A 19,899-nucleotide genomic window follows, 5' to 3' on the forward strand; every position below is an offset into this window, starting at 1 on the left:
TTTGCTTTTACCTCGTAGCCGCCACCCGGCTTTTCTTTTACTCCCGGCGGGCAATATCCGCAAACTTCGCGTCCAGCATTTTCGCCAGATCGCCCGCGGCAAGCTCAATGTCCAGCCCGCGTTTGCCGCCGGATATAAAAATGGTCTCAAATTCCTGTGAGGGTGCATCGATCAGCGTCGGCAGGCGTTTTTTCTGTCCGAGCGGGCTGATGCCGCCCACCAGGTAGCCCGTGGTGCGCTGCGCCACCATCGGATCCGCCATATCCACCTTCTTCGCCCCCAGCGCTTTGGCGACTTTCTTCAGATCCAGCTGTCCTGCCACGGGAGTCACCGCGACGGCGAGGTGCTTCATATCGCCGTTCACCGCCACCAGCAGCGTTTTATAAACCTGGTCAGCGTTCAGTCCCAGCTTGCGCACCACTTCATCACCAAAGTTGGTCTCGTTCGGATCGTGATCGTAAGTGTGGATCCGGAAAGAAATGTTGTTTTTTTCGAGTAATTTAACGGCGGGAGTCATAGCTATCCTTCTTACGACAGACAAATCATGCCAACAGCATACGCCTGACGTTTGTCTAAAAAATAGCACCATCTTGCGCAATAGTATTGGCAGTGATGGTCACTTTGAGCGACAATCGGCTCAACCGAAGGTCTCCTTCGGCATAATAAAAACGATGAAATTCCTCTTTGACGGGCCAATAGAAATATTGGCCATTTTTTTATTTTAACAGTGACGGCAAATTCCCTTCTCCGTACAAATGTAACGCCCCAACCGCCACCACGTAATGCCCGGCAGGTAAAGCATGCAGCGTCTGCCGCCAGGCTTTGTTGCGCGCATTCATCAGCACATCATACAGCGATTCGCTGAACGTCGACGGTAATGCCAGCTTACCGTCCTCTGGCGGTGCATCCAGCCACCAGCCAATCATGGTCTGCAGCAGGCGCGCGTTGGTGTGCCAGTGGGTCAGCGTATCATCCAGCAGCATCAGACCGTCGTCGGGAAGCTGCCGCAGAAGCGCAATCTGGCTGTCCGTTCCTTCCAGCTCGATGATGGGCAGGCTGCGCGCCCTTGCCGCGTTCAGCAGCTGGTAATCGATGCCGTAATCACCGCGCAGGCCCAGGCGCTGCGCCTGCGTAGCCTGTAATACCATCGCGATTTGCCAGAGCGGCAGGGTGTCAATCATGGAGAGCGAGACGCCCGTCTCATCGGCAACGCGCGTCAGTTCCGCAAGCTGGGTTTCATCCAGGCGCTCCGCCAGGGGGAGATCGCTCTCGAGCCCGGCAAACGGTGACTCCTGACCCGAAATGTCCGCCTCAACGACCAGCGCGTCGGCGTGTTTCAGCAGTTTTATCAGGCCGGGTGGCAGGGGAGACATATCCTGCGTTCCCATATGGATGCTGCCGACCAGGTGCAGGTGTTGCCCGCCGGGAAGCGAGATATCCAGACCGGGCCAGGCGTAACGGCGAGGAAAGAGGGCGCGAAACGATGTTTTTATACGATTAAACAGACCCATACGCGCTCCATGAACGGAAAGGTTCATGCTAGCGCGTACGGGTACAAGGTTCAATCCTTCGGTTTAAAGCGCAGCAGGCGGTTGGCGTTGCTCACCACGGTGATGGAGGAGAGCGCCATCGCCGCACCCGCGACCACCGGGTTAAGCAGCGTACCGGTCAGCGGCCACAAAATGCCGGCAGCAATCGGGATGCCGAGTGAGTTATAGATAAACGCCCCCAGCAGGTTCTGCTTCATGTTGCGCAGCGTGGCTTTTGAAATGGCCAGCGCGTCGGCAACGCCCATCAGGCTATGGCGCATCAGCGTGATGGCAGCGGTTTCAATGGCGACATCGCTCCCGCCACCCATCGCAATCCCCACGTCAGCCTGGGCCAGCGCCGGGGCATCGTTGATGCCGTCGCCGACCATCGCCACCTGGCGGCCCTGGCTTTGCAGTTTCTTGATGGCGTCCGCTTTACCGTCCGGCAGTACGCCCGCAATTACCTCATCAATTCCGGCTTCATTCGCGATGGCGTTGGCGGTGGTCGGGTTATCCCCGGTCAGCATTACCAGACGGTAGCCGGCACGGTGCAGGCGCTGCAGGGCGTCCACGCTGTCCTGGCGAAGCGGATCGCGCACGGCCAGCAGCGCGGCGGCTTTGCCATCCACCGCCAGCAGAACCGGCGTGGCGCCCTGAGATGCCTGCGCTTTCAGCTCGCTTTCCAGCGCGGTGGTATCAATACCGTTTTCATTGAGCAATGCCTGGTTGCCCAGCAGCAGGGCGTGGCCTTCTGCTTCACCGCTGACGCCGAGCCCGCGCAGGGTGCGGAAATTGCTGACCTGCGGCAGGGCAGACTCACTCGCTTTATCGAGAATGGCGCGCGCCAGCGGATGGCTGGAGCCTTGCTCCAGCGCGGCGGCGAGGCGCAGCGCGTTCTCTTCCGTAATGCCGACCGTGTGGACGGCCACCACCTGCGGTTTACCTTCCGTCAGCGTGCCGGTTTTATCAAACACCAGCGTGTCGAGGGTGCTGGCTCGCTGCAACGCGTCCGCGTCCCGCACCAGTACGCCAAATTCGGCCGCGCGGCCAACGCCGGAGATGATCGACATCGGCGTCGCCAGACCAAGGGCGCAAGGACAGGCGATGATCAGTACCGTGGTGGCGATCACCAGGGTATAAACAATCTGCGGCGCAGGGCCGAAAACATACCAGATCGCCGCGCTCAGCAGGGCAATACCGACCACCACCGGCACAAAAATGGCCGAGATTTTATCAGCAAGCTGGCCAATTTCCGGCTTGCTGCTCTGCGCCTGGCGCACCATGCGGATAATACGCGACAGCGTGGTGTGGCTGCCGACGGCGCTGGCGGTGAACAGCACGCTGCCGTCCTGCACGACCGTACCGGCATGCACGGCGTCGCCGTCTGATTTCTGCTGAGGGATAGGCTCCCCGGTCAGCATCGCTTCATCCAGCCAGGCTTCGCCCTGGGTTATCTTACCGTCAACGGGAACGCGATCGCCGGTGGTCAGACGCAGCGTCATGCCCGGCTGAACCTCAGCCAGCGGGACGCTCTTTTCCCCTTCGTCCGTGACCACGCGGGCCGTCGGTGGGGTTAAATCGAGCAATCTTTCCAGCGCTTTCGAGGAGCGCTGACGGGCGCGGGCTTCCAGCATATGGCCTAAGTTAATCAGGCCGATAATCATCGCGCTGGCTTCATAATAGAGATGCCGCGCTTCCATCGGGAACCACTGGGGCCAGACGTTCACGCTCATCGAATAGAGCCATGCTGCGCCGGTACCGAGCGCCACTAGCGTATCCATCGTCGCGGTGCGATTTTTCAGGCTCTTCCAGGCGCTGGTATAGAAATGTCCGCCTGCAAACACCATCACCGCAAGGGTAATCAGACCAATCACCAGCCACAGCGTGCGGTTGTCGTCGGTAACCATCATGTTGTCGCCGATCATCCCCCACACCATCACCGGAATACCGACCAGCAGGGCAACGATGGCCTGCCAGCGGAAGCGCTTCATGGTGGCGATAGCCGTTTCCTGCTGGCGCTCGCGGCGCTCGGCATCATCTTCGATGGCCTCCGCCCCGTAGCCCGCTTTCTCAACGGCCTGTACTAAATCTGCGGCGGAGGCACTGCCCATCACCAGCGCAGTACGCTCCGCAAGATTGACCCGTGCCTGCGCGACGCCCGGTACGGCCTGCAAGGCGTTTTGTACCCGGGAGACGCAGCTGGCGCAGCTCATGCCGTTGATCAGCAGCTGTTGGCTGTCATCAATATCATCAGCTACCGGAAGCTCAGGAGTGGCCGCTGTCAGTGCTTCCGACGGGGATGATGACTCTGCCAGCGGTTTAGCCTTTGGGTGGCTTAACTCCGCCCCGTAACCGGCCTGCTTGATGGTATCGATCAGCGCATCCGCGCTAGCGCTGCCGGTGACGGCGGCATGATCGATAGTCACCTCAGCGCTTTCAACGTCAGGGCGCTGTTCCAGGCTTTCTTTAACGCGTTTGACGCAGTGGCCGCATGAGAGGCCGTCCAGCGTCAGGTCAATAGTGTGAGACATAACAAAACTCCCGTATAATATTTTGGTCAGTTGTTGACCGGAGTAACGCTTTTTACTAACTGTTATGAAGGTTAAACCTTCCATCAAGGGGAAGGTCAAGGGGGAAATGTGAATATCAGTGATGTGGCAAAAAAAACCGGCTTAACCAGCAAGGCAATCCGTTTTTATGAAGAAAAGGGATTGGTAACGCCGCCGCTGCGCAGCGAAAACGGCTACCGCAGCTATACGAAACTGCATATTGATGAGCTGACGCTGCTGCGCCAGGCAAGACAGGTCGGGTTTAATCTGGAAGAGTGCGGCGAGCTGGTTAACCTGTTCAACGATCCGAAGCGTCACAGCGCCGACGTGAAAAAACGCACGCTGGAAAAGGTGGCCGAGATTGAACGTCACATCACCGAACTGCAGGCGATGCGCGAACAGCTGCTGCAGCTCGCGGAGTCCTGTCCGGGGGATGACAGCGCCGACTGCCCGATAATCGACAATCTTGCCGGCTGCTGCCACCGTAAGGCCTCTGCCTAACAGGCTTTCACCCGCAGGGTAATGCCTTCAACCGCAATGACCTCAACCCGCGTGCCGGCGCTGAGGTCGTCGTCGGCGACCACCGGCCACGAGCTGTCGCCCACCCGCATATGCCCCCGCCCGTTTACCAGGGCGGTATCGAGCGTAAAACGTTTGCCGACAATTTGCTGCCCGCGCTGGTTAAGGTGCGCGTCGACCGGTTTCTGCTCGTTAACCCGCCGGTTGAGCCAGCGCCACCACAGCCACGCGGCCACCAGAGTGAGCACGGCAAACAGTGCGCCCTGCCACGCCCACTCCAGGGGAAGGATCCAGACCAGAAGGCCCGTAATGACGGCGGCAACACCGCTCCAGAGCAGGTAGCCGTTACCGCCCAGCATCTCCGCCGCCAGCAATAAGCCACCGAGGCTTAGCCAGAAGGCATGAGGATGTGCAACGATCAGCTCAATCATTTTTTACGCTCGTTTCCGCTGTCCTTGATCAGTTCGGCAATACCGGCGATAGAGCCCATCAGGCTGCTGGCATCCAGCGGCATCATCACCACTTTGCTGTTGTTCGCCGAGCCAATCTGTTTCAGGGCGTCGGTATATTTTTGCGCGACAAAGTAGTTCACGGCCTGGATATCACCGGCGGCAATCGCCTCAGACACCATTTGGGTAGCGCGGGCTTCCGCTTCGGCCGAACGTTCACGCGCTTCAGCCTGTAAGAATGCGGACTGACGATCGCCTTCCGCTTTCAGGATCTGCGACTGTTTTTCACCTTCCGCTTTGAGGATCTCCGCCTGACGCACCCCTTCGGCTTCCAGAATATAGGCGCGCTTGGTTCGCTCGGCCTTCATCTGGGCGTTCATGGAGGCGATCAGCTCCGCCGGTGGGCGCACGTCGCGGATCTCGATGCGGGTGACCTTGATCCCCCACGGGTTCGTTGCCTCGTCGACAATGTGCAGCAGGCGGGTGTTGATGCTGTCGCGCTGGGAAAGCATCTCGTCCAGCTCCATCGAGCCGAGCACGGTACGGATGTTGGTCATCGTCAGGTTAACGATCGCCAGCTCCAGGTTGCTCACCTCATAGGCCGCTTTTGGCGCATCAATCACCTGAATAAAGCAGACGGCGTCGATGGTGACGTTGGCGTTATCTTTGGAGATCACTTCCTGGGACGGAATGTCCAGAACCTGCTCCATCATGTTGATCTTGCGACCAATTCTGTCCATGAACGGAACAATCAGGCTTAAGCCAGGCTGGAGTGTGTTGGTGTATCGACCGAAACGCTCAACGGTCCACTGATAACCCTGAGGGACAATTTTGACGCCGGCGCCCACGATAACCAGCGCAACGAAAATAAGGACAGGAACAACGATAAGCATAAAAACCTCCTGTTTTGCATGCTGTGACGAGTGAAAGTGTGTGTTTATTGCTCGTAAGTATAGGTAAAGTCAGAGATGAATCCATCACCCGCTTCGGCAATGGCTTTCGATAATCCCTCGTAGTAATTCTCCAGCCCCAGCGCTTCGATACGCTGGATCTGTTCGCGAATGGGGGCGCAGAACAGTACGGCATTCCCCGCTTCAACGCGCTTGTTATTCGGTGGAAGGTCGCCCGCGATGGCCTTAAACCAGGTTCTGATACCCTGCTTTAAATTATGCGGCGCTTTTGTCAGATTATCCATGCCCGTCAGGACCTGCAGGGTAGGGAACTCATCGGCCAGCACGGCGGTTTTCATTCGTGCAAAGAACTGACGGAACAATTCAAACGATCCCAGATCGGTCACGCGTGGTTTGGTGGTTTTACCGTTCTTATTGCCGATTTTACCTGCGGCCGGAACCGCATTCACCTTTTCCAGCTCCAGCCCAAATAACAAATTACAGTGCGCGCGGCGTTCTTTCAGCGGGTAGGACATCAGCACGTCAATGAACTGAGTGGCTTTTACATCCGCAAGATTGTGGTTGATAAGCCACTGGGTGCGTGAAAATTCCGCCGGAGAGACGAACCAGTCGGGTACGTCATTGAAACGTTTTGATTTTCCCTTACCGTCAAATTCAAGGAAGTGTGTCCCGTTGTCGAAGGCGAAATAGCAATTTTTGAAGCTGCCGATCGTGGTGTTCACGATGAGCGCCTTCTTAACAAAATCCACCACCTCTGCACCAATGACAAAACGCGTGAGTTCCGACGATTTGATGACTTCCATTAATGTTTCGACATCAGGAACACCAGGCTTCAGGGAAGGAAACTCATAAAAGATATGTGCCATGTCGCATACTTCCTGTAGTGATGGTGGTGACAAATAACAAACAAAAAGTTTAACACTTGCTTTAGCGTGAGGCTATTCGCTCTGTGCGGGCGAAAGGATTATGCTACAGACGGTTATGACAAAAAGCGGTTAACGGAAGCGCAATGAACGATAAAAAAAACGTATTACTTCTCAGGGATGTCGGATTTCGGGTCGGGGAAAACACGATCCTGCAGCACGTCGGGTTTAGCCTGTCGCCAGGTGAGTTTAAATTAATCACGGGCCCCTCAGGCTGCGGCAAAAGCACGCTGTTGAAAATCGTGGCCTCACTCCTCAGCCCGACGGAGGGAACCATTCTGTTTGAAGGACAGGATATTGCGTCGCTCTCTCCGGAAAGCTATCGCCAGCAGGTCTCCTATTGCGTGCAAACGCCCGTGCTTTTTGGCGATACGGTTTATGACAACCTGATTTTCCCGTGGCAAATCCGCAATAAAGCGCCGGAGCCGGAACAGTTTATCAACGATCTGGCCCGCTTTGGCCTGGCGCAGGAGACGCTGACCAAATCCATCAACGCGCTGTCGGGCGGAGAAAAGCAGCGCGTCTCGCTGATCCGCAACCTGCAGTTTTTACCGAAGGTGTTGTTGCTTGACGAAATCACCAGCGCGCTGGATGACGTCAACAAGCGCAACGTCAACGAGATTATTCATCGCTACGCCCGGGAGCAAAATATTGCCGTGCTGTGGGTGACGCACGATGCTAACGAAATAACCCATGCGGATGACGTGATTACGCTTCAGCCGCACGGCGGAAAAATGCAGGAGGCAAACCGTGGGTGAACATAACATTACCAACGAATCGCTGGCCTTTTCGATGGTGCTGGTATTGATTGCGATTGTGGTCAGCTACCGCGAAAAGCTGGGGCTGGAAAAAGATATTGTGTGGAGCATCTGCCGCGCGGTGATTCAGCTCATCATCGTCGGCTATGTGCTGAAGTATATCTTCAACGTTAACCACGCGGTGCTGACGCTGCTGATGGTGCTCTTTATCTGCTTTAACGCGGCGTGGAATGCGAAAAAACGCAGTAAATACATTGATAAAGCATTTATCTCGTCGTTTATCGCCATTACCACCGGTACGGCGCTCACGCTGGCGGTGCTGGTGCTCTCCGGCTCGATTGAGTTTACGCCGATGCAGGTTATCCCTATCTCGGGGATGATTGCCGGGAACGCGATGGTGGCCGTTGGGCTCTGTTACAACAACCTTGGCCAGCGATTCAGCAGTGAACAGCAGCAGCTACAGGAGAAACTAAGCCTGGGGGCAACGCCAAAAGTGGCCTCGGCGCGGCTGATTCGTGAGAGCATTCGTTCATCGCTGATCCCAACGGTAGATTCCGCCAAAACGGTGGGGCTGGTGAGCCTGCCGGGCATGATGTCGGGGCTGATTTTTGCCGGTATCGATCCGGTAAAAGCGATTAAGTATCAGATCATGGTGACGTTTATGCTGCTTTCCACGGCAAGCCTGTCGACCATCATTGCCTGCTACCTGACCTATCGGAAGTTTTACAACGCGCGTCACCAGCTGGTGGTGACGCAATTAAAGAAAACGGGTTAAGCCTGTTTTGTAGGCCCGGTAAGCGTTAGCGCCACCGGGCATTTTTTTGTTAGTAGAGCAACGCGTACAGCTGACGACGATACTTCGACGCCAGCGCGTCTCCGGTGCCCAGCGCGGCCAGGATCTCCTGGAACATCTTGCGCGCCTGACCGTCTGCGGCAGCGAGGTCTTTTTGCAGATGGCTGAACAGCAGCTCCAGCGCCTCTTCGTTACGCCCTACCTGGTGCAGCTGCAGCGCCAGCTGGCTTGCCAGCGCGGCGTCCGCCGGGTTGTCGGCAACCTGCTGCTGCAGCTGCTGAATTTCCGGGGTGTCCGCCGCCTGTTTCAGCAGCTCAATTTGTGCGACCAGACCCTGGTAGCGGGTGTCCTGATCCTGCAGCGGAACGGTCTTGAGTACGGCTTCCGCGTCCTCTGAACGGTGCAGGGCGATCTGCGTTTCCGCCAGCAGCAGGCCAATCTGGCTGTTTTGATTCGACAGCTGCCATGCGTCTTTGAGCAGCGGCAGCGCCTCGTCGTATTTGCCTTCCTGCATCAGCGCCATGCCTTCCTGCGCCTTCAGCTCTTCTTCGCGCGGCAGCACCTTATCCAGCAGGGCGCGGATAGCCTCTTCCGGCTGCGGCCCCTGGAAGCCGTCAACAGGCTGACCGTTCTGGAACAGATAGACGGTGGGAATGGCGCGCAGGCCAAACTGAGAGGCGATCATCGGCTCGGCGTCGCAGTCCAGCTTCGCGAGAATGAACTGACCATTGTACTGGGCGGCAAGGCTTTCCAGCACCGGCGTCAGCTGCAGGCAGTGTTGGCTGCGTTCAGACCAGAAGTAGAACAGGACCGGTTTGGTCATCGACTGTTCAAGGGTCTGTTGCAGGTTAGCTTCTGTAATATTGACGATATTCTGTACGGACATGCGGCTTTCTCTTTTGTCGGTTTGTTCTTTACATGGGGATGCGCGTCGTCGCTTCAACTCAGCCGTGTAAAATTTTGTCCATCACCCGGCCCGGCAGCAGGCGTTTTAACCAGCCTACGGCATGGGTGACCAGCGTCACCGGATAGCGCATTTTGGGATGTTCGCTCTCAAAAGCATGGCGCACTTTGGCCACCACCGCCTCTGGCCCGAGGGTAAAACGTGCGGCAATACCGGGGTTCTCGACCGGTTTATCCGCCTGCGTCTGGTTCACGTTTTCGGTAAAGCGGGTGCGGATCGGGCCGGGTTCAATCAGGCTGACCTTAATGCCGCTGTGGCGTAGCTCCATGCGCAGGGCGTCGGACCAGGCCTCCAGCGCATATTTGCTGGCGGCGTAGGCGCCGCGGCCCGGGGTGGAAATCAGCCCCATCACCGACGACGTCATCACGATGCGTCCTTCACCGTGCGGCAGCATGGCGGGAAGCAGGCGCATGGTGAGCTGATGCACGCCGAAGAAATTGGTCGAAAACTGCTTCTCCAGCGTTTCGCGGGACAGAGTATCCAGCGGGCCATATACACCGTAGCCGGCATTGTTAAACAGCCCGTACAGACGATTGTCGGTCAGCGCGATCACCTCATCGGCGGCGCGCTCAACGCTCTCCGGCGAGTCCATATCCAGCAGCACGCCGGTAAAGCCCAGCCCGTTCATGCGTTCGACATCGTCGGGTTTGCGGCAGGCCGCCAGGACCCGAAACCCCTGGCGCTTTAATTCGAGCGCGCTTTCCAGACCGATTCCGCTGGAACATCCTGTAATTAAGACCGATTTTTGCATAACTTTACCTGTCAGGATCTCCGCTTAATCAGGAGTCATGTTTAACTAAAGGAGCCAGCCGCGTTGCCATCCAGTCGGCAATAAACGGCTGCGCATCGCGATTGGGGTGGATCCCGTCGTCTTGCATCCACTGGGGTTTGAGATAGACCTCTTCCATGAAAAATGGCAGCAGCGGAATATCAAACTCTTTGGCAAGCTTGGGGTAGATCGCGCTAAAGGCCTCATTATACCGACGACCGTAGTTGGCGGGCAGGCGAATTTGCATCAGCAGCGGCTGGGCGTTTGCCGCCCTGATGTCCTGCAAAATGGTGCGCAGCGTATTCTCCGTTTGCTGAGGCTGGAAACCGCGCAGGCCATCATTACCGCCAAGCTCAACCAGCACCCACCGTGGCTGATGCTGTTTGAGCAGCGCAGGCAGGCGCGACAGGCCCTGCTGCGAGGTATCACCGCTGATGCTGGCGTTGATTACAGACGTTTTGCTCTGCCATTTTTCATTGAGCAGGGCGGGCCAGGCCGCGCTGGCCGCCATGCGATAGCCTGCGCTCAGGCTGTCGCCAAGAACCAGTAACGTGTCCGCTGCCGCCGCGCGGAAGGTCATCAGAATCAAAAACAGGAAGGGCAAATGCCAGCGGAAAACAGTGTTGAAGTTCATCATCTTAAGAAGTCCGTCGGTCAGGGGGAGCACGAGCTTTCCATCCTTACCGGAGTTGAACTCGTTGTCAAACGCGCTGAAACCATCGCGCTGATTGGCGAATCCGGTTCCGGTAAGTCCACGCTGCTGGCGATTTTGGCCGGTCTGGACGACGGCAGCAGCGGCGAGGTCCACCTTGTCGGGCAGCCGCTGCATCAGCTTGATGAAGAGGCGCGGGCCGCGCTGCGCGCGCGTCACGTTGGTTTTGTTTTTCAATCTTTTATGCTGATCCCGACCCTAAACGCGCTGGAAAACGTCGAACTCCCGGCGCTTCTGCGCGGGGAAAATAGCCGTGAAAGCCGCGCTCACGCGAAGGCGCTGCTGGAACAGCTCGGTCTGGGGAAACGTCTCGACCATCTTCCCGCGCAGCTTTCTGGCGGTGAGCAGCAGCGCGTGGCGCTGGCGCGGGCGTTTAACGGTCGCCCGGAAGTGCTGTTTGCCGATGAGCCTACCGGTAACCTTGACCGTAAAACCGGCGACAGGATTGCCGACCTGCTGTTTTCGCTCAACCGCGAGCACGGCACCACGCTGATCCTCGTGACCCACGATCCGCAGCTCGCCGCCCGCTGCGACCGTCGCCTGCGGCTGGTTAACGGTATTCTTCAGGAGGAGGCATGATTACCCGCTGGTTCTGGCGCGAGTGGCGCTCGCCCTCGCTGCTGATTGTCTGGCTGGCGTTAAGCCTGGCGGTGGCCTGCGTGCTGGCGCTCGGCAGCGTCAGCGACCGGATGGAAAAAGGGCTCAGCCAGCAGAGCCGGGAGTTTATGGCGGGAGACCGGGCGCTGCAAAGCTCCCGCCCCGTGCCGCCGGGCTGGATTGACGAAGCGCGTAAAGAAGGGCTGAAGGTGGGGGAGCAGGTAAGCTTCCAGACCATGACCTTTGCGGGCGACACGCCGCAGCTGGCGAGCGTCAAGGCCGTCGATGACATCTACCCGATGTACGGTGACTTGCAGACCCGCCCGCCGGGATTAAAGCCCACGCCCGGTACGGTGCTGCTGGCATCGCGTCTGATGGCGCTGCTGAATCTGAAACCCGGCGACAGTATCGACGTCGGCGACGCCACCCTCAAAATTGCCGGGGAAGTGGTACAGGAACCTGACTCTGGGTTTAACCCGTTCCAGCTTGCGCCGCGCCTGCTGATGAACACCGCGGACGTAGCAGCAACCCATGCGGTACAGCCGGGCAGCCGCGTTACCTGGCGCTATAAGTTTGGCGGCACGCCTGCCCAGCTTGACGCATATGAAAAATGGCTTCTGCCGCAGCTCAAACCGGAACACCGCTGGTACGGGCTGGAGCAGGACGAGGGGGCGCTCGGTAAATCTCTGGAGCGCTCTCAGCAGTTCCTGCTGCTGTCGGCCCTGTTGACCCTGCTGCTGGCGGTGGCGGCGGTGGCCGTGGCGATGGGGCACTACTGCCGCAGCCGCTACGACCTGGTGGCGATCCTCAAAACCCTGGGGGCTGGCCGGGCGCAGCTGCGCAAGCTGATTGTCGGTCAGTGGCTGATGCTGCTGGTCCTGTCCGCGCTGACCGGCGGAATAATGGGGCTGCTGTTTGAAAAACTGCTGATGGTGATGCTAAAACCGGTGCTCCCGGCCGCACTGCCGCCGGCCAGCCTCTGGCCGTGGCTATGGGCAATCGGCGCGATGACGGTAATTTCGCTGCTGGTAGGGCTACGCCCTTACCGACTGCTGCTCGCCACGCAGCCGCTGCGCGTGCTCCGCAACGATGTGGTGGCGAACGTCTGGCCGCTGAAGTTCTACCTTCCGGTGATTATTGCGGTGGCGGTGGGGCTGCTGGCGTGGCTGATGGGGGGCAGCACGCTGCTGTGGGCGGTACTGGCCGGGGCGGTTGTGCTGGCGCTGCTGTGCGGCGTGCTGGGCTGGATACTGCTTAACCTCCTGAAAAAGGTGACGGTAAAATCCCTGCCCGTGCGCCTGGCGGTCAACCGTCTGCTGCATCAGCCCTGGTCAACGCTCAGCCAGCTGTCGGCCTTTTCGCTGTCATTTATGCTGCTGGCGCTGCTTTTAGTGCTGCGCGGCGATCTGCTCGATCGCTGGCAGCAGCAGCTTCCCCCGGAAAGCCCGAACTATTTCCTGATCAACATTGCCCCAGAACAGGTCACGCCGCTAAAGGGTTTCCTGTCGGAGCATCACATTATCCCTGAGTCGTTCTATCCCATCGTTCGCGCGCGTCTGACGCAGATCAACGGGCAGCCAACGGAGGGGAACAAGGACGAGTCGCTTAACCGCGAGCTGAACCTGACCTGGCAGGAGAAACGCCCTGACCACAACCCGATAACCGCTGGCACCTGGCCGCCGAAAGCGGGAGAGGTGTCGATGGAGGAGGGGCTGGCGACGCGCCTGAACGTGAAGCTGGGAGACAGCGTCACCTTCACAGGGGATACCCAGGATTTTACCGCGAAAGTGACCAGCCTGCGTAAAGTGGACTGGGAAAGCCTGCGGCCAAACTTCTTCTTTATCTTCCCGCCGGGCGCGCTGGACGGTCAGCCGCAGAGCTGGCTGACCAGCTTCCGCTGGGAAAACGGCAACGGCATGCTGACCCAGCTTAACCGGGAGTTTCCGACGGTCAGCCTGCTGGATATTGGGGCGATCCTGAAGCAGGTAGGGCAAGTTCTGGAGCAGGTGAGCCGCGCGCTGGAGGTCATGGTGGTGCTGGTGACAATCTGCGGCGTGCTGTTGCTGCTGGCCCAGGTGCAGGTAGGCATGCGCCAGCGCCATCAGGAGCTGGTGGTCTACCGCACGCTGGGGGCCGGAAAGCGGCTGCTGCGGATGACGCTCTGGAGCGAGTTTGCGCTGCTGGGGCTGGTGGCGGGTCTGGTGGCAGCCATTGGCGCAGAGACGGCGCTGGCGGTGCTGCAGACAAAAGTCTTCGACTTCCCGTGGGAGCCTGACTGGCGTCTCTGGTTGATCCTGCCTCTCTGTGGCGCTGTGCTGCTTTCACTCTGCGGAGGCTGGCTCGGCACGCGGCTGTTAAAGGGCAAAGCCCTGTTCCGTCAGTTTGCGAGTTGATTTAGCACGGTGAAAGTTACGCACCGGTTTTAAATGCCGGTGCGTAGTGTTTAAAAAGCACAAAGTGATAATGCCCACTCATTTAGTAGCACAAATCATTAAAAACCCGACCACACAGCCCGATTATTTCCAGTTAATATTCACCCGCTAAATATTTAGCAGCGTGTCTATTAAGGAAAAATAATGACTATAAAAAAATCAGCGCTGGCGGCAACGATCGGCGCGGCAGTGGCATTGACTACCTTCGCTTCTCAGGCGGAAATCACCGTTCTTAAGCAGGATCCTCAGGCGGGTAACCCGCTGAGCCGCCTGAACTTCACCGTGGGTGGGAGTATCCGTCCACAGTTCAACATGATGACCGGTGACGGCGACAAAGGTTCTTACAAGCGTAACGGCTTCGACGGTGGCACCCGTTTCCGTTTCGCAGCAGATTACTACCTGTTTGATGACATCAGTTGGGTAAGCTACTACGAGCTGGGCGTGAACTTCCCTGCAATGTTCAACTGGGACAACCACTACAGCGAAAGCGACCACGACACGACGCGTCGTATGCTCTACACCGGTCTGAAGAGCGACACCTGGGGTACGCTGACCTTCGGTCAACAGAACAGCGTTTACTATGATGTGGTGGGCGCGAAAACCGATATCTGGGACTACGACATGATCGGTCAGGCACCAGGTAACGGGATCAAAGGCGATTACGACGGCTCTTACCGTTCACGTAATATGCTGAAATATAAGAAAACCGTGGGCGATGCTGACATTTATGCATCCTACCTGTTTGAAGACAGCGAATACCTACCGGGCAACGGCCTGCGCTACAAGCGTAAAGGCGGCGGTTCACTGGGTCTGGATTACCACCTGACCACCGATCTGACCTGGGGCGCCGCGTGGAACTACACCCGTGCGGATATGCGTAACCCGGCCAATGGCGACAGCAAAACCTACGACCAGAACATCCTCGGTACCGCGCTGAGCTGGACCCCGGACAACTGGACATTCTCCGTTGGCGGCGGCTGGTATCAGAACTTCATGACCACCAAAAAAGTGTCTGTTAACGACTACTTCGCCGGTGATGCATGGGGTATTGAATACTTTGCGGGCTACAAGTTCCCAATTGGTCAGTATGCGGTTAAATCTATCCAGCCTTACTTCATGGGCGACCGTATTGACTACGTGAATGGCCGCAACTACCAGCGCATCGACAACGGCGTGGGTATCAGCTTCCAGCTGGATTACGGTTTCCGCGTGGACTACGAGCACGTGTTCACCTCCAGCACCGACGACCTGGGCGACATGAACCTGGTGCGTCTGCGTTACGACTTCTAAGTGATCTTGTAGGGTGCGGCCTGATGCCCTCACCCTGACCCTCTCCCACGGGGAGAGGGAACAAACATTAAAAACGGCAACCCTGGTTGCCGTTTTGCTTTTACCTCGCCACCCGGCTTTCTTTTAGCGATTAAGCCAGTCAGCTACCTCGCCGTACGTCCCGCGATACACAATCTTCTCCGCCTTTTTCTCCAGCTGATAGCCGTACATCGGGTCGTAATAGTCCTTCAGCAGCGGCGCAAGCCAGCTGAAGTGCGCATCCGTGCTGCCAGTACGTTGTTGTTTGACAAGCGCGGCGTCCAGTAAGACGGTAAATTCCGCAAAGCGCTGCAGCCCCAGACGGCGGCGAATGGCGAACAGGCCGTGGTGCAGGTACTCGCTGTACTCTTTCCAGCCCGCCTCTTCGCCGTAGGCAGCAGAAAAATCTGCCCACATATGGTCGAAATACTCTTCGCGCAGGCGCTCAAGGCGGACGTCAAACGGGTCTTCGACGACAACGATAGGGGCTTCAACCATCCGGTCGCGCAGGCACTCCGGCAGGTGGTTAGAGCCAATCATCCGGCCTTCATCTTCCAGCACCCAGCGCGTGGCGTCTTTTTTCAATAGCTCAACCGCAAGGTGGTTTTCAAAGCTCGCCTGGGAAAGCTGCGGCGTGAGCGTGCGGCCAAACGACGAACCGCGATGGTGCGCCAGCCCTTCCAGATCGATGCCCTGTGCGTGCTGCTTCACCAGCAGGGTTTTACCGTTTCCGGTACAGCCGCCGATAAGCACTATCGGCTTTTGTGACTGCTCAATCGTCACCTGAATCGCCGTCTGGCGCAGGGCTTTATAGCCGCCGCGGATCAGCGGGTAGTCGATGCCCGCCTCTTTAAGCCAGGCCTGCGAGATATGCGAGCGCTGACCGCCGCGCGCGCAGCAGAGAAAGCCCTCAGGATGGGCAAGGCTGGCTTCACGCCAGGCGTTAATACGTGTCTCACGCGTCTCGCCGTTCACCAGACTATGGCCAAGCGCCAGCGCGGCCTCGGGGCCCTGGCGTTTATAGCAGGTGCCGACGGCGGCGCGTTCGTCGTCATTCATCAACGGCAGGTTAATGGCGGCGGGCATCGCACCCTGGGCAAATTCAATCGGCGCGCGAACGTCGATTAAAGGGGTATCAGACGCGAGGATCGCGCGATAGTCCGTTCCATCGTTCATGGTTATTCCAGAAGAAAACTCAGCAGCAATGGGCGGGGATTGTACGCCGGGGAAGGGGAAGGTCAACTCCCCGGCGCAGATGTCTTACTTGAGCTTTGACTGTGCCCAGACGATACCGCTCGCATATTCCGGCGGCAGGAGAGGGATCATGGCTTCCAGGGTGGCGCTCAGGCGGCCCGTGTCGCTGTCGTTCAGGTTCAGGTGACCGACCTTACGACCCGCGCGAACCTCTTTGTCATACCAGTGCAGATGCACCAGCGGCAGCTTCAGCCAGTCGTAGTTCAGATCGGTGCCGATCAGGTTGATCATCACCGACGGGCTGTCCACCACCGGCTGCGGCAGCGGCAGGTCGGTGATCGCGCGCAGGTGCAGTTCGAACTGGCTGATGGACGCGCCGTTTTGCGTCCAGTGGCCGCTGTTGTGCACGCGCGGTGCAAGTTCGTTGATCAGCAGACCGGACGGGGTGATAAAGCACTCCATCGCCATGACGCCCACATATCCGAGTTCGTGCATGATGGCAGAAAGCATCTCTTCTGCCTGCGCCTGCTGCTCAGCATTGGCGTGCGGGAAGGCGACGCTGGTGCGCAGAATACCGTCCTGATGCAGGTTATGCGTCAGCGGATAAAAGACGGTATGTCCGTCGTGCCCGCGTGCGCCAACCAGTGACACTTCACCGCTAAAGTTGATGCCCTGCTCAACGATGCATTCGCCGTAGCAGTCGTCCGGCAGCTCGGCAGTGTCGTCTGCGCGCAGACGCCACTGGCCACGGCCGTCGTAGCCGCCCACGCGGCGCTTCACGATGGCCAGCTCGCCCAGCATCGCGAAAACATCATTCCACTTGCTTTTATCGGACAGGAGCTGCCACGGCGCGGTCGGCAGGCCGAGCTTGTCGAACAGCTGCTTTTGCGTCAGACGGTCGGCAATGATCGGGAACACGTCGCGGTTTACGAAGGCGTTATGACGCGCCAGTTCGCGGGTCAGCGCGGTTTCCGGCCAGCGTTCGATCTCGGCGGTGATCACGCTCTGGTGGAACGGTACGGCTTCAGGTTCAGCGTCCAGCCCGACGGGCCAGACGGCAATACCCAGCGGCTCACCGGCCTGACGCAGCATGCGGCCTAACTGGCCGTTACCGAGGACGCAAACCTGCTTCATGCCGCACCCCGCGGGTCCGGATTGTCCAGCACTTCGTCGGTCTGGGCTTTACGCCACTCCGCCAGACGCTGATGTAACGCTTTATCGTGCGTCGCCAGGATCTGCGCGGCCAACAGGGCAGCGTTCGCCGCGCCCGCTTTGCCAATCGCCAGCGTCCCGACAGGAATACCGCGCGGCATCTGGACGATGGAGTAGAGGCTGTCCACACCGCTTAACGCGGCGCTTTGTACCGGGACGCCCAGAACCGGCACCAGGGTTTTGGCGGCAATCATGCCCGGCAGGTGTGCTGCGCCGCCCGCACCGGCAATGATCACCTCATAACCGTTCTCTTCGGCGCTTTCGGCGAAGCTGAACAGTTTGTCCGGTGTACGGTGCGCGGAGACCACTTCGACGTGGTGCGGAACATTCAGGATTTCAAAGATTTCGGCGGCGAACTGCATGGTAGCCCAGTCGCTTTTGGACCCCATCACGATGGCGACACGCGCCGGATTATTGCGGGAAGACATGCGTCTTAAAACTCCTGTGGTGCGAAACACACTGCTTTCGAGGGCACAGAGAATAGCATGTTATACGGGCAAGGAAAACGGTTGCGCGGTTAAATCTTGAGCCGTTGTTGCCATCAATTCATAACAAAACAGACCGCATTCTGGCGGTCTGTTTTTGTCGAAGGGCAATCATTATTTCGTCAGTTCTGCGGTCATATACACGCGGTTGTCGACCTTCGCGCTGGTGATTTTGTAAGACGCGCCCTGTTCAGCAGCCTGTGCAGCAATTTTCGCTTCTGCGCGGTCAAGGGTTGAACCGGTTGCGCTGACGCTCTGCGCGAAAGCGCCGAAGGAAGCCAGGGAAAGAGCGGTAACTGCAACGAAAGTTTTGATGGATTTCATGGTCGTATTCCTTAAGTAATTTATCTGGGATAGGGCGTGCTGCCCTGATGTGATAAATAATAGGCCGACCACGGGCTGATTAAAATCGAAACAATTTGCCAATATTGTTCAAAAAAATAGAATGAACTGTAAGGGGTTAAAACGGAAAAGCGATCAGCTCCACACCCTCTGGCGTGACTTTGACCATGGATCCTTCTGAGTGCCATGCACCCAACACCACGCGATGGGCCGGTTCGCCGTTGGCGATAAGGGAATGCACGTCTGGACGATGGGTATGCCCGTGGATCAACCACTGAACGCCATGTTTTTCCATCACGTTGACCACCGCGTGAGGATTAACGTCCATGATGGTCATGGATTTGCTGCTGTTGGCGGCTTTACTGCCCGCGCGCATTCTGGCGGCGATGCGGTTGCGGATAAACAGCGGCAGGGCAAGGAACACCTTCTGGATCCACGGGGTGTGGACTTTAGCGCGAAACGCCAGGTAGCCGGTATCGTCGGTGCAGAGCGTGTCGCCGTGCATGATCAGCACCTTGCGGCCGTAGAGGTCGAGCACCTGTTCTTCCGGCAGCAGCGTCATGCCGCTTTCACGGGCGTAGCGCTTGCCGATCAGGAAATCACGGTTGCCGTGAATGAAGTAGCAGGGGACGCCGGAATCCACCAGCGCTTTAATGGCCGAAGCCATTTCACGGTGCAGCGGGTTAGGATCGTCGTCGCCAATCCAGGCTTCAAAGAGGTCGCCCAGGATGTACAGCGCATCGGCGCTTTTCGCTTCACCGCGTAAAAAACGCAGAAAACCGGCGGTTATCGCCGGTTCTTCTGTTTGCAGATGCAAATCCGCAATAAAGAGTGTCGCCACGAATTACTCGCTGACGGTCACGCTTGTAATCACAACGTCTTCTTTTGGAACGTCCTGGTGCATACCGCTGCGGCCAGTAGAGACGGCTTTGATCTTGTCAACCACGTCCATACCTTCAACCACTTCTGCGAATACGCAGTAGCCCCAACCCTGCAGGCTTTCGCCGGAGAAGTTCAGGAAGTCGTTGTCAGCCACGTTAATGAAGAACTGCGCGGTTGCAGAGTGAGGTGCCTGAGTACGCGCCATCGCCAGCGTGCCGCGGGTGTTTTTCAGGCCGTTGTTCGCTTCGTTCTTGATCGGCTCTTTAGTGGCTTTCTGGTTCATGCCAGGTTCGAAACCGCCGCCCTGGATCATAAAACCGTTGATCACGCGGTGGAAAATGGTGTTGTTGTAGAAACCTTCGCGGCAGTAGTCCAGGAAGTTTTTAACTGTTTCAGGCGCTTTGTCATCAAAGGTTTTGATTACGATATCGCCATGATTAGTGTGGAAAGTAACCATTTTTGCATCCTGTTCCGTTATTGTGGTACGTCGACCCGCGTTCGGGTCATCTATAGGGGCTTGTTATAGCATAACCACAGGATGCGATCACCTTGCATTGTGTGCTGCTTCGGG

General features: G+C 57.8%; 21 protein-coding genes. 6 read left to right on the top strand and 15 right to left on the bottom strand.

The window, feature by feature from the left end:
• Positions 1 to 37: 37 nt before the first annotated feature.
• The 3 genes from ybaK to copA all read right to left on the bottom strand — a co-directional run bounded on the left by ybaK (position 38) and on the right by copA (position 4,060).
• Positions 38 to 517 carry a Cys-tRNA(Pro)/Cys-tRNA(Cys) deacylase YbaK gene (gene ybaK / locus GXP72_RS05280; RefSeq protein WP_059311188.1) on the bottom strand — a complete coding sequence of 160 codons (480 nt, stop codon included), beginning with the start codon at positions 515 to 517 and terminating at the stop codon, positions 38 to 40.
• A gap of 199 nt (positions 518 to 716) precedes the next feature.
• Positions 717 to 1,511, bottom strand: a complete 795-nt coding sequence (locus GXP72_RS05285) for a TraB/GumN family protein (RefSeq protein ID WP_208763572.1) — start codon at positions 1,509 to 1,511, stop codon at positions 717 to 719.
• 50 nt (positions 1,512 to 1,561) lie between these two features.
• Positions 1,562 to 4,060: a copper-exporting P-type ATPase CopA gene (copA, locus tag GXP72_RS05290; RefSeq protein WP_208763573.1), complete on the bottom strand. Its 2,499-nt coding sequence runs from the start codon at positions 4,058 to 4,060 to the stop codon at positions 1,562 to 1,564.
• Positions 4,061 to 4,168: 108 nt separating this feature from the next.
• Here copA and cueR point away from each other — a divergent pair, with 108 nt between their 5' ends.
• A complete protein-coding gene (cueR, locus tag GXP72_RS05295; RefSeq protein ID WP_024906861.1) occupies positions 4,169 to 4,579 on the top strand; it encodes a Cu(I)-responsive transcriptional regulator in 411 nt (136 codons plus the stop codon).
• On the opposite strand, the gene GXP72_RS05300 is transcribed toward cueR, so the two are convergent.
• From GXP72_RS05300 to GXP72_RS05310, 3 genes are read right to left on the bottom strand one after another with little or no spacing between them, the layout of a single operon-like run.
• A complete protein-coding gene (locus GXP72_RS05300) occupies positions 4,576 to 5,028 on the bottom strand; it encodes an NfeD family protein (protein ID WP_024906862.1) in 453 nt (150 codons plus the stop codon). The genes cueR and GXP72_RS05300 overlap by 4 nt on opposite strands.
• A complete protein-coding gene (locus GXP72_RS05305) occupies positions 5,025 to 5,939 on the bottom strand; it encodes an SPFH domain-containing protein (protein WP_024906863.1) in 915 nt (304 codons plus the stop codon). Before GXP72_RS05305 ends, GXP72_RS05300 begins: the two co-directional genes overlap by 4 nt.
• Positions 5,940 to 5,983: 44 nt before the next feature.
• A complete protein-coding gene (locus GXP72_RS05310; protein WP_024906864.1) occupies positions 5,984 to 6,823 on the bottom strand; it encodes a hypothetical protein in 840 nt (279 codons plus the stop codon).
• A 143-nt stretch (positions 6,824 to 6,966) separates the two neighbouring features.
• On the opposite strand from GXP72_RS05310, the gene fetA reads away from it, so the two are divergent.
• Positions 6,967 to 7,638 carry an iron ABC transporter ATP-binding protein FetA gene (fetA, locus tag GXP72_RS05315; RefSeq protein ID WP_208763574.1) on the top strand — a complete coding sequence of 224 codons (672 nt, stop codon included), beginning with the start codon at positions 6,967 to 6,969 and terminating at the stop codon, positions 7,636 to 7,638.
• The gene (fetB, locus tag GXP72_RS05320) at positions 7,631 to 8,413 is read left to right on the top strand and encodes an iron export ABC transporter permease subunit FetB (protein ID WP_024906866.1); all 783 of its coding nucleotides are present in this window, start codon (positions 7,631 to 7,633) and stop codon (positions 8,411 to 8,413) included. Before fetA ends, fetB begins: the two co-directional genes overlap by 8 nt.
• Before the next feature lie 49 nt (positions 8,414 to 8,462).
• Here fetB and GXP72_RS05325 read toward each other — a convergent pair whose 3' ends face one another.
• From GXP72_RS05325 to tesA, 3 genes are read right to left on the bottom strand one after another with little or no spacing between them, the layout of a single operon-like run.
• Positions 8,463 to 9,317, bottom strand: a complete 855-nt coding sequence (locus GXP72_RS05325; RefSeq protein WP_208763575.1) for a co-chaperone YbbN — start codon at positions 9,315 to 9,317, stop codon at positions 8,463 to 8,465.
• Positions 9,318 to 9,375: 58 nt separating this feature from the next.
• Positions 9,376 to 10,146: an SDR family oxidoreductase gene (locus tag GXP72_RS05330; protein WP_048991462.1), complete on the bottom strand. Its 771-nt coding sequence runs from the start codon at positions 10,144 to 10,146 to the stop codon at positions 9,376 to 9,378.
• Between the two features lie 28 nt (positions 10,147 to 10,174).
• Positions 10,175 to 10,798: a multifunctional acyl-CoA thioesterase I/protease I/lysophospholipase L1 gene (tesA, locus tag GXP72_RS05335; protein ID WP_032646200.1), complete on the bottom strand. Its 624-nt coding sequence runs from the start codon at positions 10,796 to 10,798 to the stop codon at positions 10,175 to 10,177.
• Between tesA and ybbA the strand changes: the two genes are divergently transcribed.
• The 3 genes from ybbA (at position 10,769) to GXP72_RS05350 (ending at position 15,195) form a co-directional block, all read left to right on the top strand.
• Positions 10,769 to 11,455: a putative ABC transporter ATP-binding protein YbbA gene (gene ybbA, locus GXP72_RS05340; protein WP_023617272.1), complete on the top strand. Its 687-nt coding sequence runs from the start codon at positions 10,769 to 10,771 to the stop codon at positions 11,453 to 11,455. The genes tesA and ybbA overlap by 30 nt on opposite strands.
• Positions 11,452 to 13,866: a putative ABC transporter permease subunit YbbP gene (gene ybbP, locus GXP72_RS05345; RefSeq protein ID WP_208763576.1), complete on the top strand. Its 2,415-nt coding sequence runs from the start codon at positions 11,452 to 11,454 to the stop codon at positions 13,864 to 13,866. Before ybbA ends, ybbP begins: the two co-directional genes overlap by 4 nt.
• Before the next feature lie 183 nt (positions 13,867 to 14,049).
• Positions 14,050 to 15,195 carry a porin gene (locus tag GXP72_RS05350; protein WP_024906872.1) on the top strand — a complete coding sequence of 382 codons (1,146 nt, stop codon included), beginning with the start codon at positions 14,050 to 14,052 and terminating at the stop codon, positions 15,193 to 15,195.
• A gap of 123 nt (positions 15,196 to 15,318) precedes the next feature.
• On the opposite strand, the gene mnmH is transcribed toward GXP72_RS05350, so the two are convergent.
• The 6 genes from mnmH to ppiB all read right to left on the bottom strand — a co-directional run bounded on the left by mnmH (position 15,319) and on the right by ppiB (position 19,785).
• Positions 15,319 to 16,389 carry a tRNA 2-selenouridine(34) synthase MnmH gene (gene mnmH, locus GXP72_RS05355; protein ID WP_208763577.1) on the bottom strand — a complete coding sequence of 357 codons (1,071 nt, stop codon included), beginning with the start codon at positions 16,387 to 16,389 and terminating at the stop codon, positions 15,319 to 15,321.
• A gap of 84 nt (positions 16,390 to 16,473) precedes the next feature.
• A complete protein-coding gene (gene purK / locus GXP72_RS05360; RefSeq protein WP_061715844.1) occupies positions 16,474 to 17,541 on the bottom strand; it encodes a 5-(carboxyamino)imidazole ribonucleotide synthase in 1,068 nt (355 codons plus the stop codon).
• Positions 17,538 to 18,047 (bottom strand): 5-(carboxyamino)imidazole ribonucleotide mutase, encoded by a 510-nt coding sequence (gene purE, locus GXP72_RS05365; RefSeq protein ID WP_014882834.1) that lies wholly within the window; start codon positions 18,045 to 18,047, stop codon positions 17,538 to 17,540. Before purE ends, purK begins: the two co-directional genes overlap by 4 nt.
• 171 nt (positions 18,048 to 18,218) lie before the next feature.
• Positions 18,219 to 18,428: a YdgH/BhsA/McbA-like domain containing protein gene (locus GXP72_RS05370; RefSeq protein WP_024906875.1), complete on the bottom strand. Its 210-nt coding sequence runs from the start codon at positions 18,426 to 18,428 to the stop codon at positions 18,219 to 18,221.
• Between the two features lie 136 nt (positions 18,429 to 18,564).
• A complete protein-coding gene (gene lpxH, locus GXP72_RS05375; RefSeq protein WP_024906876.1) occupies positions 18,565 to 19,287 on the bottom strand; it encodes a UDP-2,3-diacylglucosamine diphosphatase in 723 nt (240 codons plus the stop codon).
• A gap of 3 nt (positions 19,288 to 19,290) precedes the next feature.
• A complete protein-coding gene (ppiB, locus tag GXP72_RS05380; RefSeq protein WP_008499327.1) occupies positions 19,291 to 19,785 on the bottom strand; it encodes a peptidylprolyl isomerase B in 495 nt (164 codons plus the stop codon).
• Between the last annotated feature and the right edge of the window lie 114 nt (positions 19,786 to 19,899).

This window comes from Enterobacter sp. SES19 (assembly GCF_011765665.1).
Classification (GTDB): Bacteria; Pseudomonadota; Gammaproteobacteria; order Enterobacterales; family Enterobacteriaceae; genus Enterobacter; species Enterobacter pseudoroggenkampii.

Coding starts and splice junctions, on each gene's coding strand:
- ybaK (WP_059311188.1), bottom strand. CDS start 517: ATGACTCCCGCCGTTAAATTACTCGAAAAAAACAACATTTCTTTCCGG.
- GXP72_RS05285 (WP_208763572.1), bottom strand. CDS start 1,511: ATGGGTCTGTTTAATCGTATAAAAACATCGTTTCGCGCCCTCTTTCCT.
- copA (WP_208763573.1), bottom strand. CDS start 4,060: ATGTCTCACACTATTGACCTGACGCTGGACGGCCTCTCATGCGGCCAC.
- GXP72_RS05300 (WP_024906862.1), bottom strand. CDS start 5,028: ATGATTGAGCTGATCGTTGCACATCCTCATGCCTTCTGGCTAAGCCTC.
- GXP72_RS05305 (WP_024906863.1), bottom strand. CDS start 5,939: ATGCTTATCGTTGTTCCTGTCCTTATTTTCGTTGCGCTGGTTATCGTG.
- GXP72_RS05310 (WP_024906864.1), bottom strand. CDS start 6,823: ATGGCACATATCTTTTATGAGTTTCCTTCCCTGAAGCCTGGTGTTCCT.
- fetA (WP_208763574.1), top strand. CDS start 6,967: ATGAACGATAAAAAAAACGTATTACTTCTCAGGGATGTCGGATTTCGG.
- GXP72_RS05325 (WP_208763575.1), bottom strand. CDS start 9,317: ATGTCCGTACAGAATATCGTCAATATTACAGAAGCTAACCTGCAACAG.
- GXP72_RS05330 (WP_048991462.1), bottom strand. CDS start 10,146: ATGCAAAAATCGGTCTTAATTACAGGATGTTCCAGCGGAATCGGTCTG.
- ybbA (WP_023617272.1), top strand. CDS start 10,769: ATGCCAGCGGAAAACAGTGTTGAAGTTCATCATCTTAAGAAGTCCGTC.
- tesA (WP_032646200.1), bottom strand. CDS start 10,798: ATGAACTTCAACACTGTTTTCCGCTGGCATTTGCCCTTCCTGTTTTTG.
- ybbP (WP_208763576.1), top strand. CDS start 11,452: ATGATTACCCGCTGGTTCTGGCGCGAGTGGCGCTCGCCCTCGCTGCTG.
- GXP72_RS05350 (WP_024906872.1), top strand. CDS start 14,050: ATGACTATAAAAAAATCAGCGCTGGCGGCAACGATCGGCGCGGCAGTG.
- mnmH (WP_208763577.1), bottom strand. CDS start 16,389: ATGAACGATGGAACGGACTATCGCGCGATCCTCGCGTCTGATACCCCT.
- purK (WP_061715844.1), bottom strand. CDS start 17,541: ATGAAGCAGGTTTGCGTCCTCGGTAACGGCCAGTTAGGCCGCATGCTG.
- purE (WP_014882834.1), bottom strand. CDS start 18,047: ATGTCTTCCCGCAATAATCCGGCGCGTGTCGCCATCGTGATGGGGTCC.
- GXP72_RS05370 (WP_024906875.1), bottom strand. CDS start 18,428: ATGAAATCCATCAAAACTTTCGTTGCAGTTACCGCTCTTTCCCTGGCT.
- ppiB (WP_008499327.1), bottom strand. CDS start 19,785: ATGGTTACTTTCCACACTAATCATGGCGATATCGTAATCAAAACCTTT.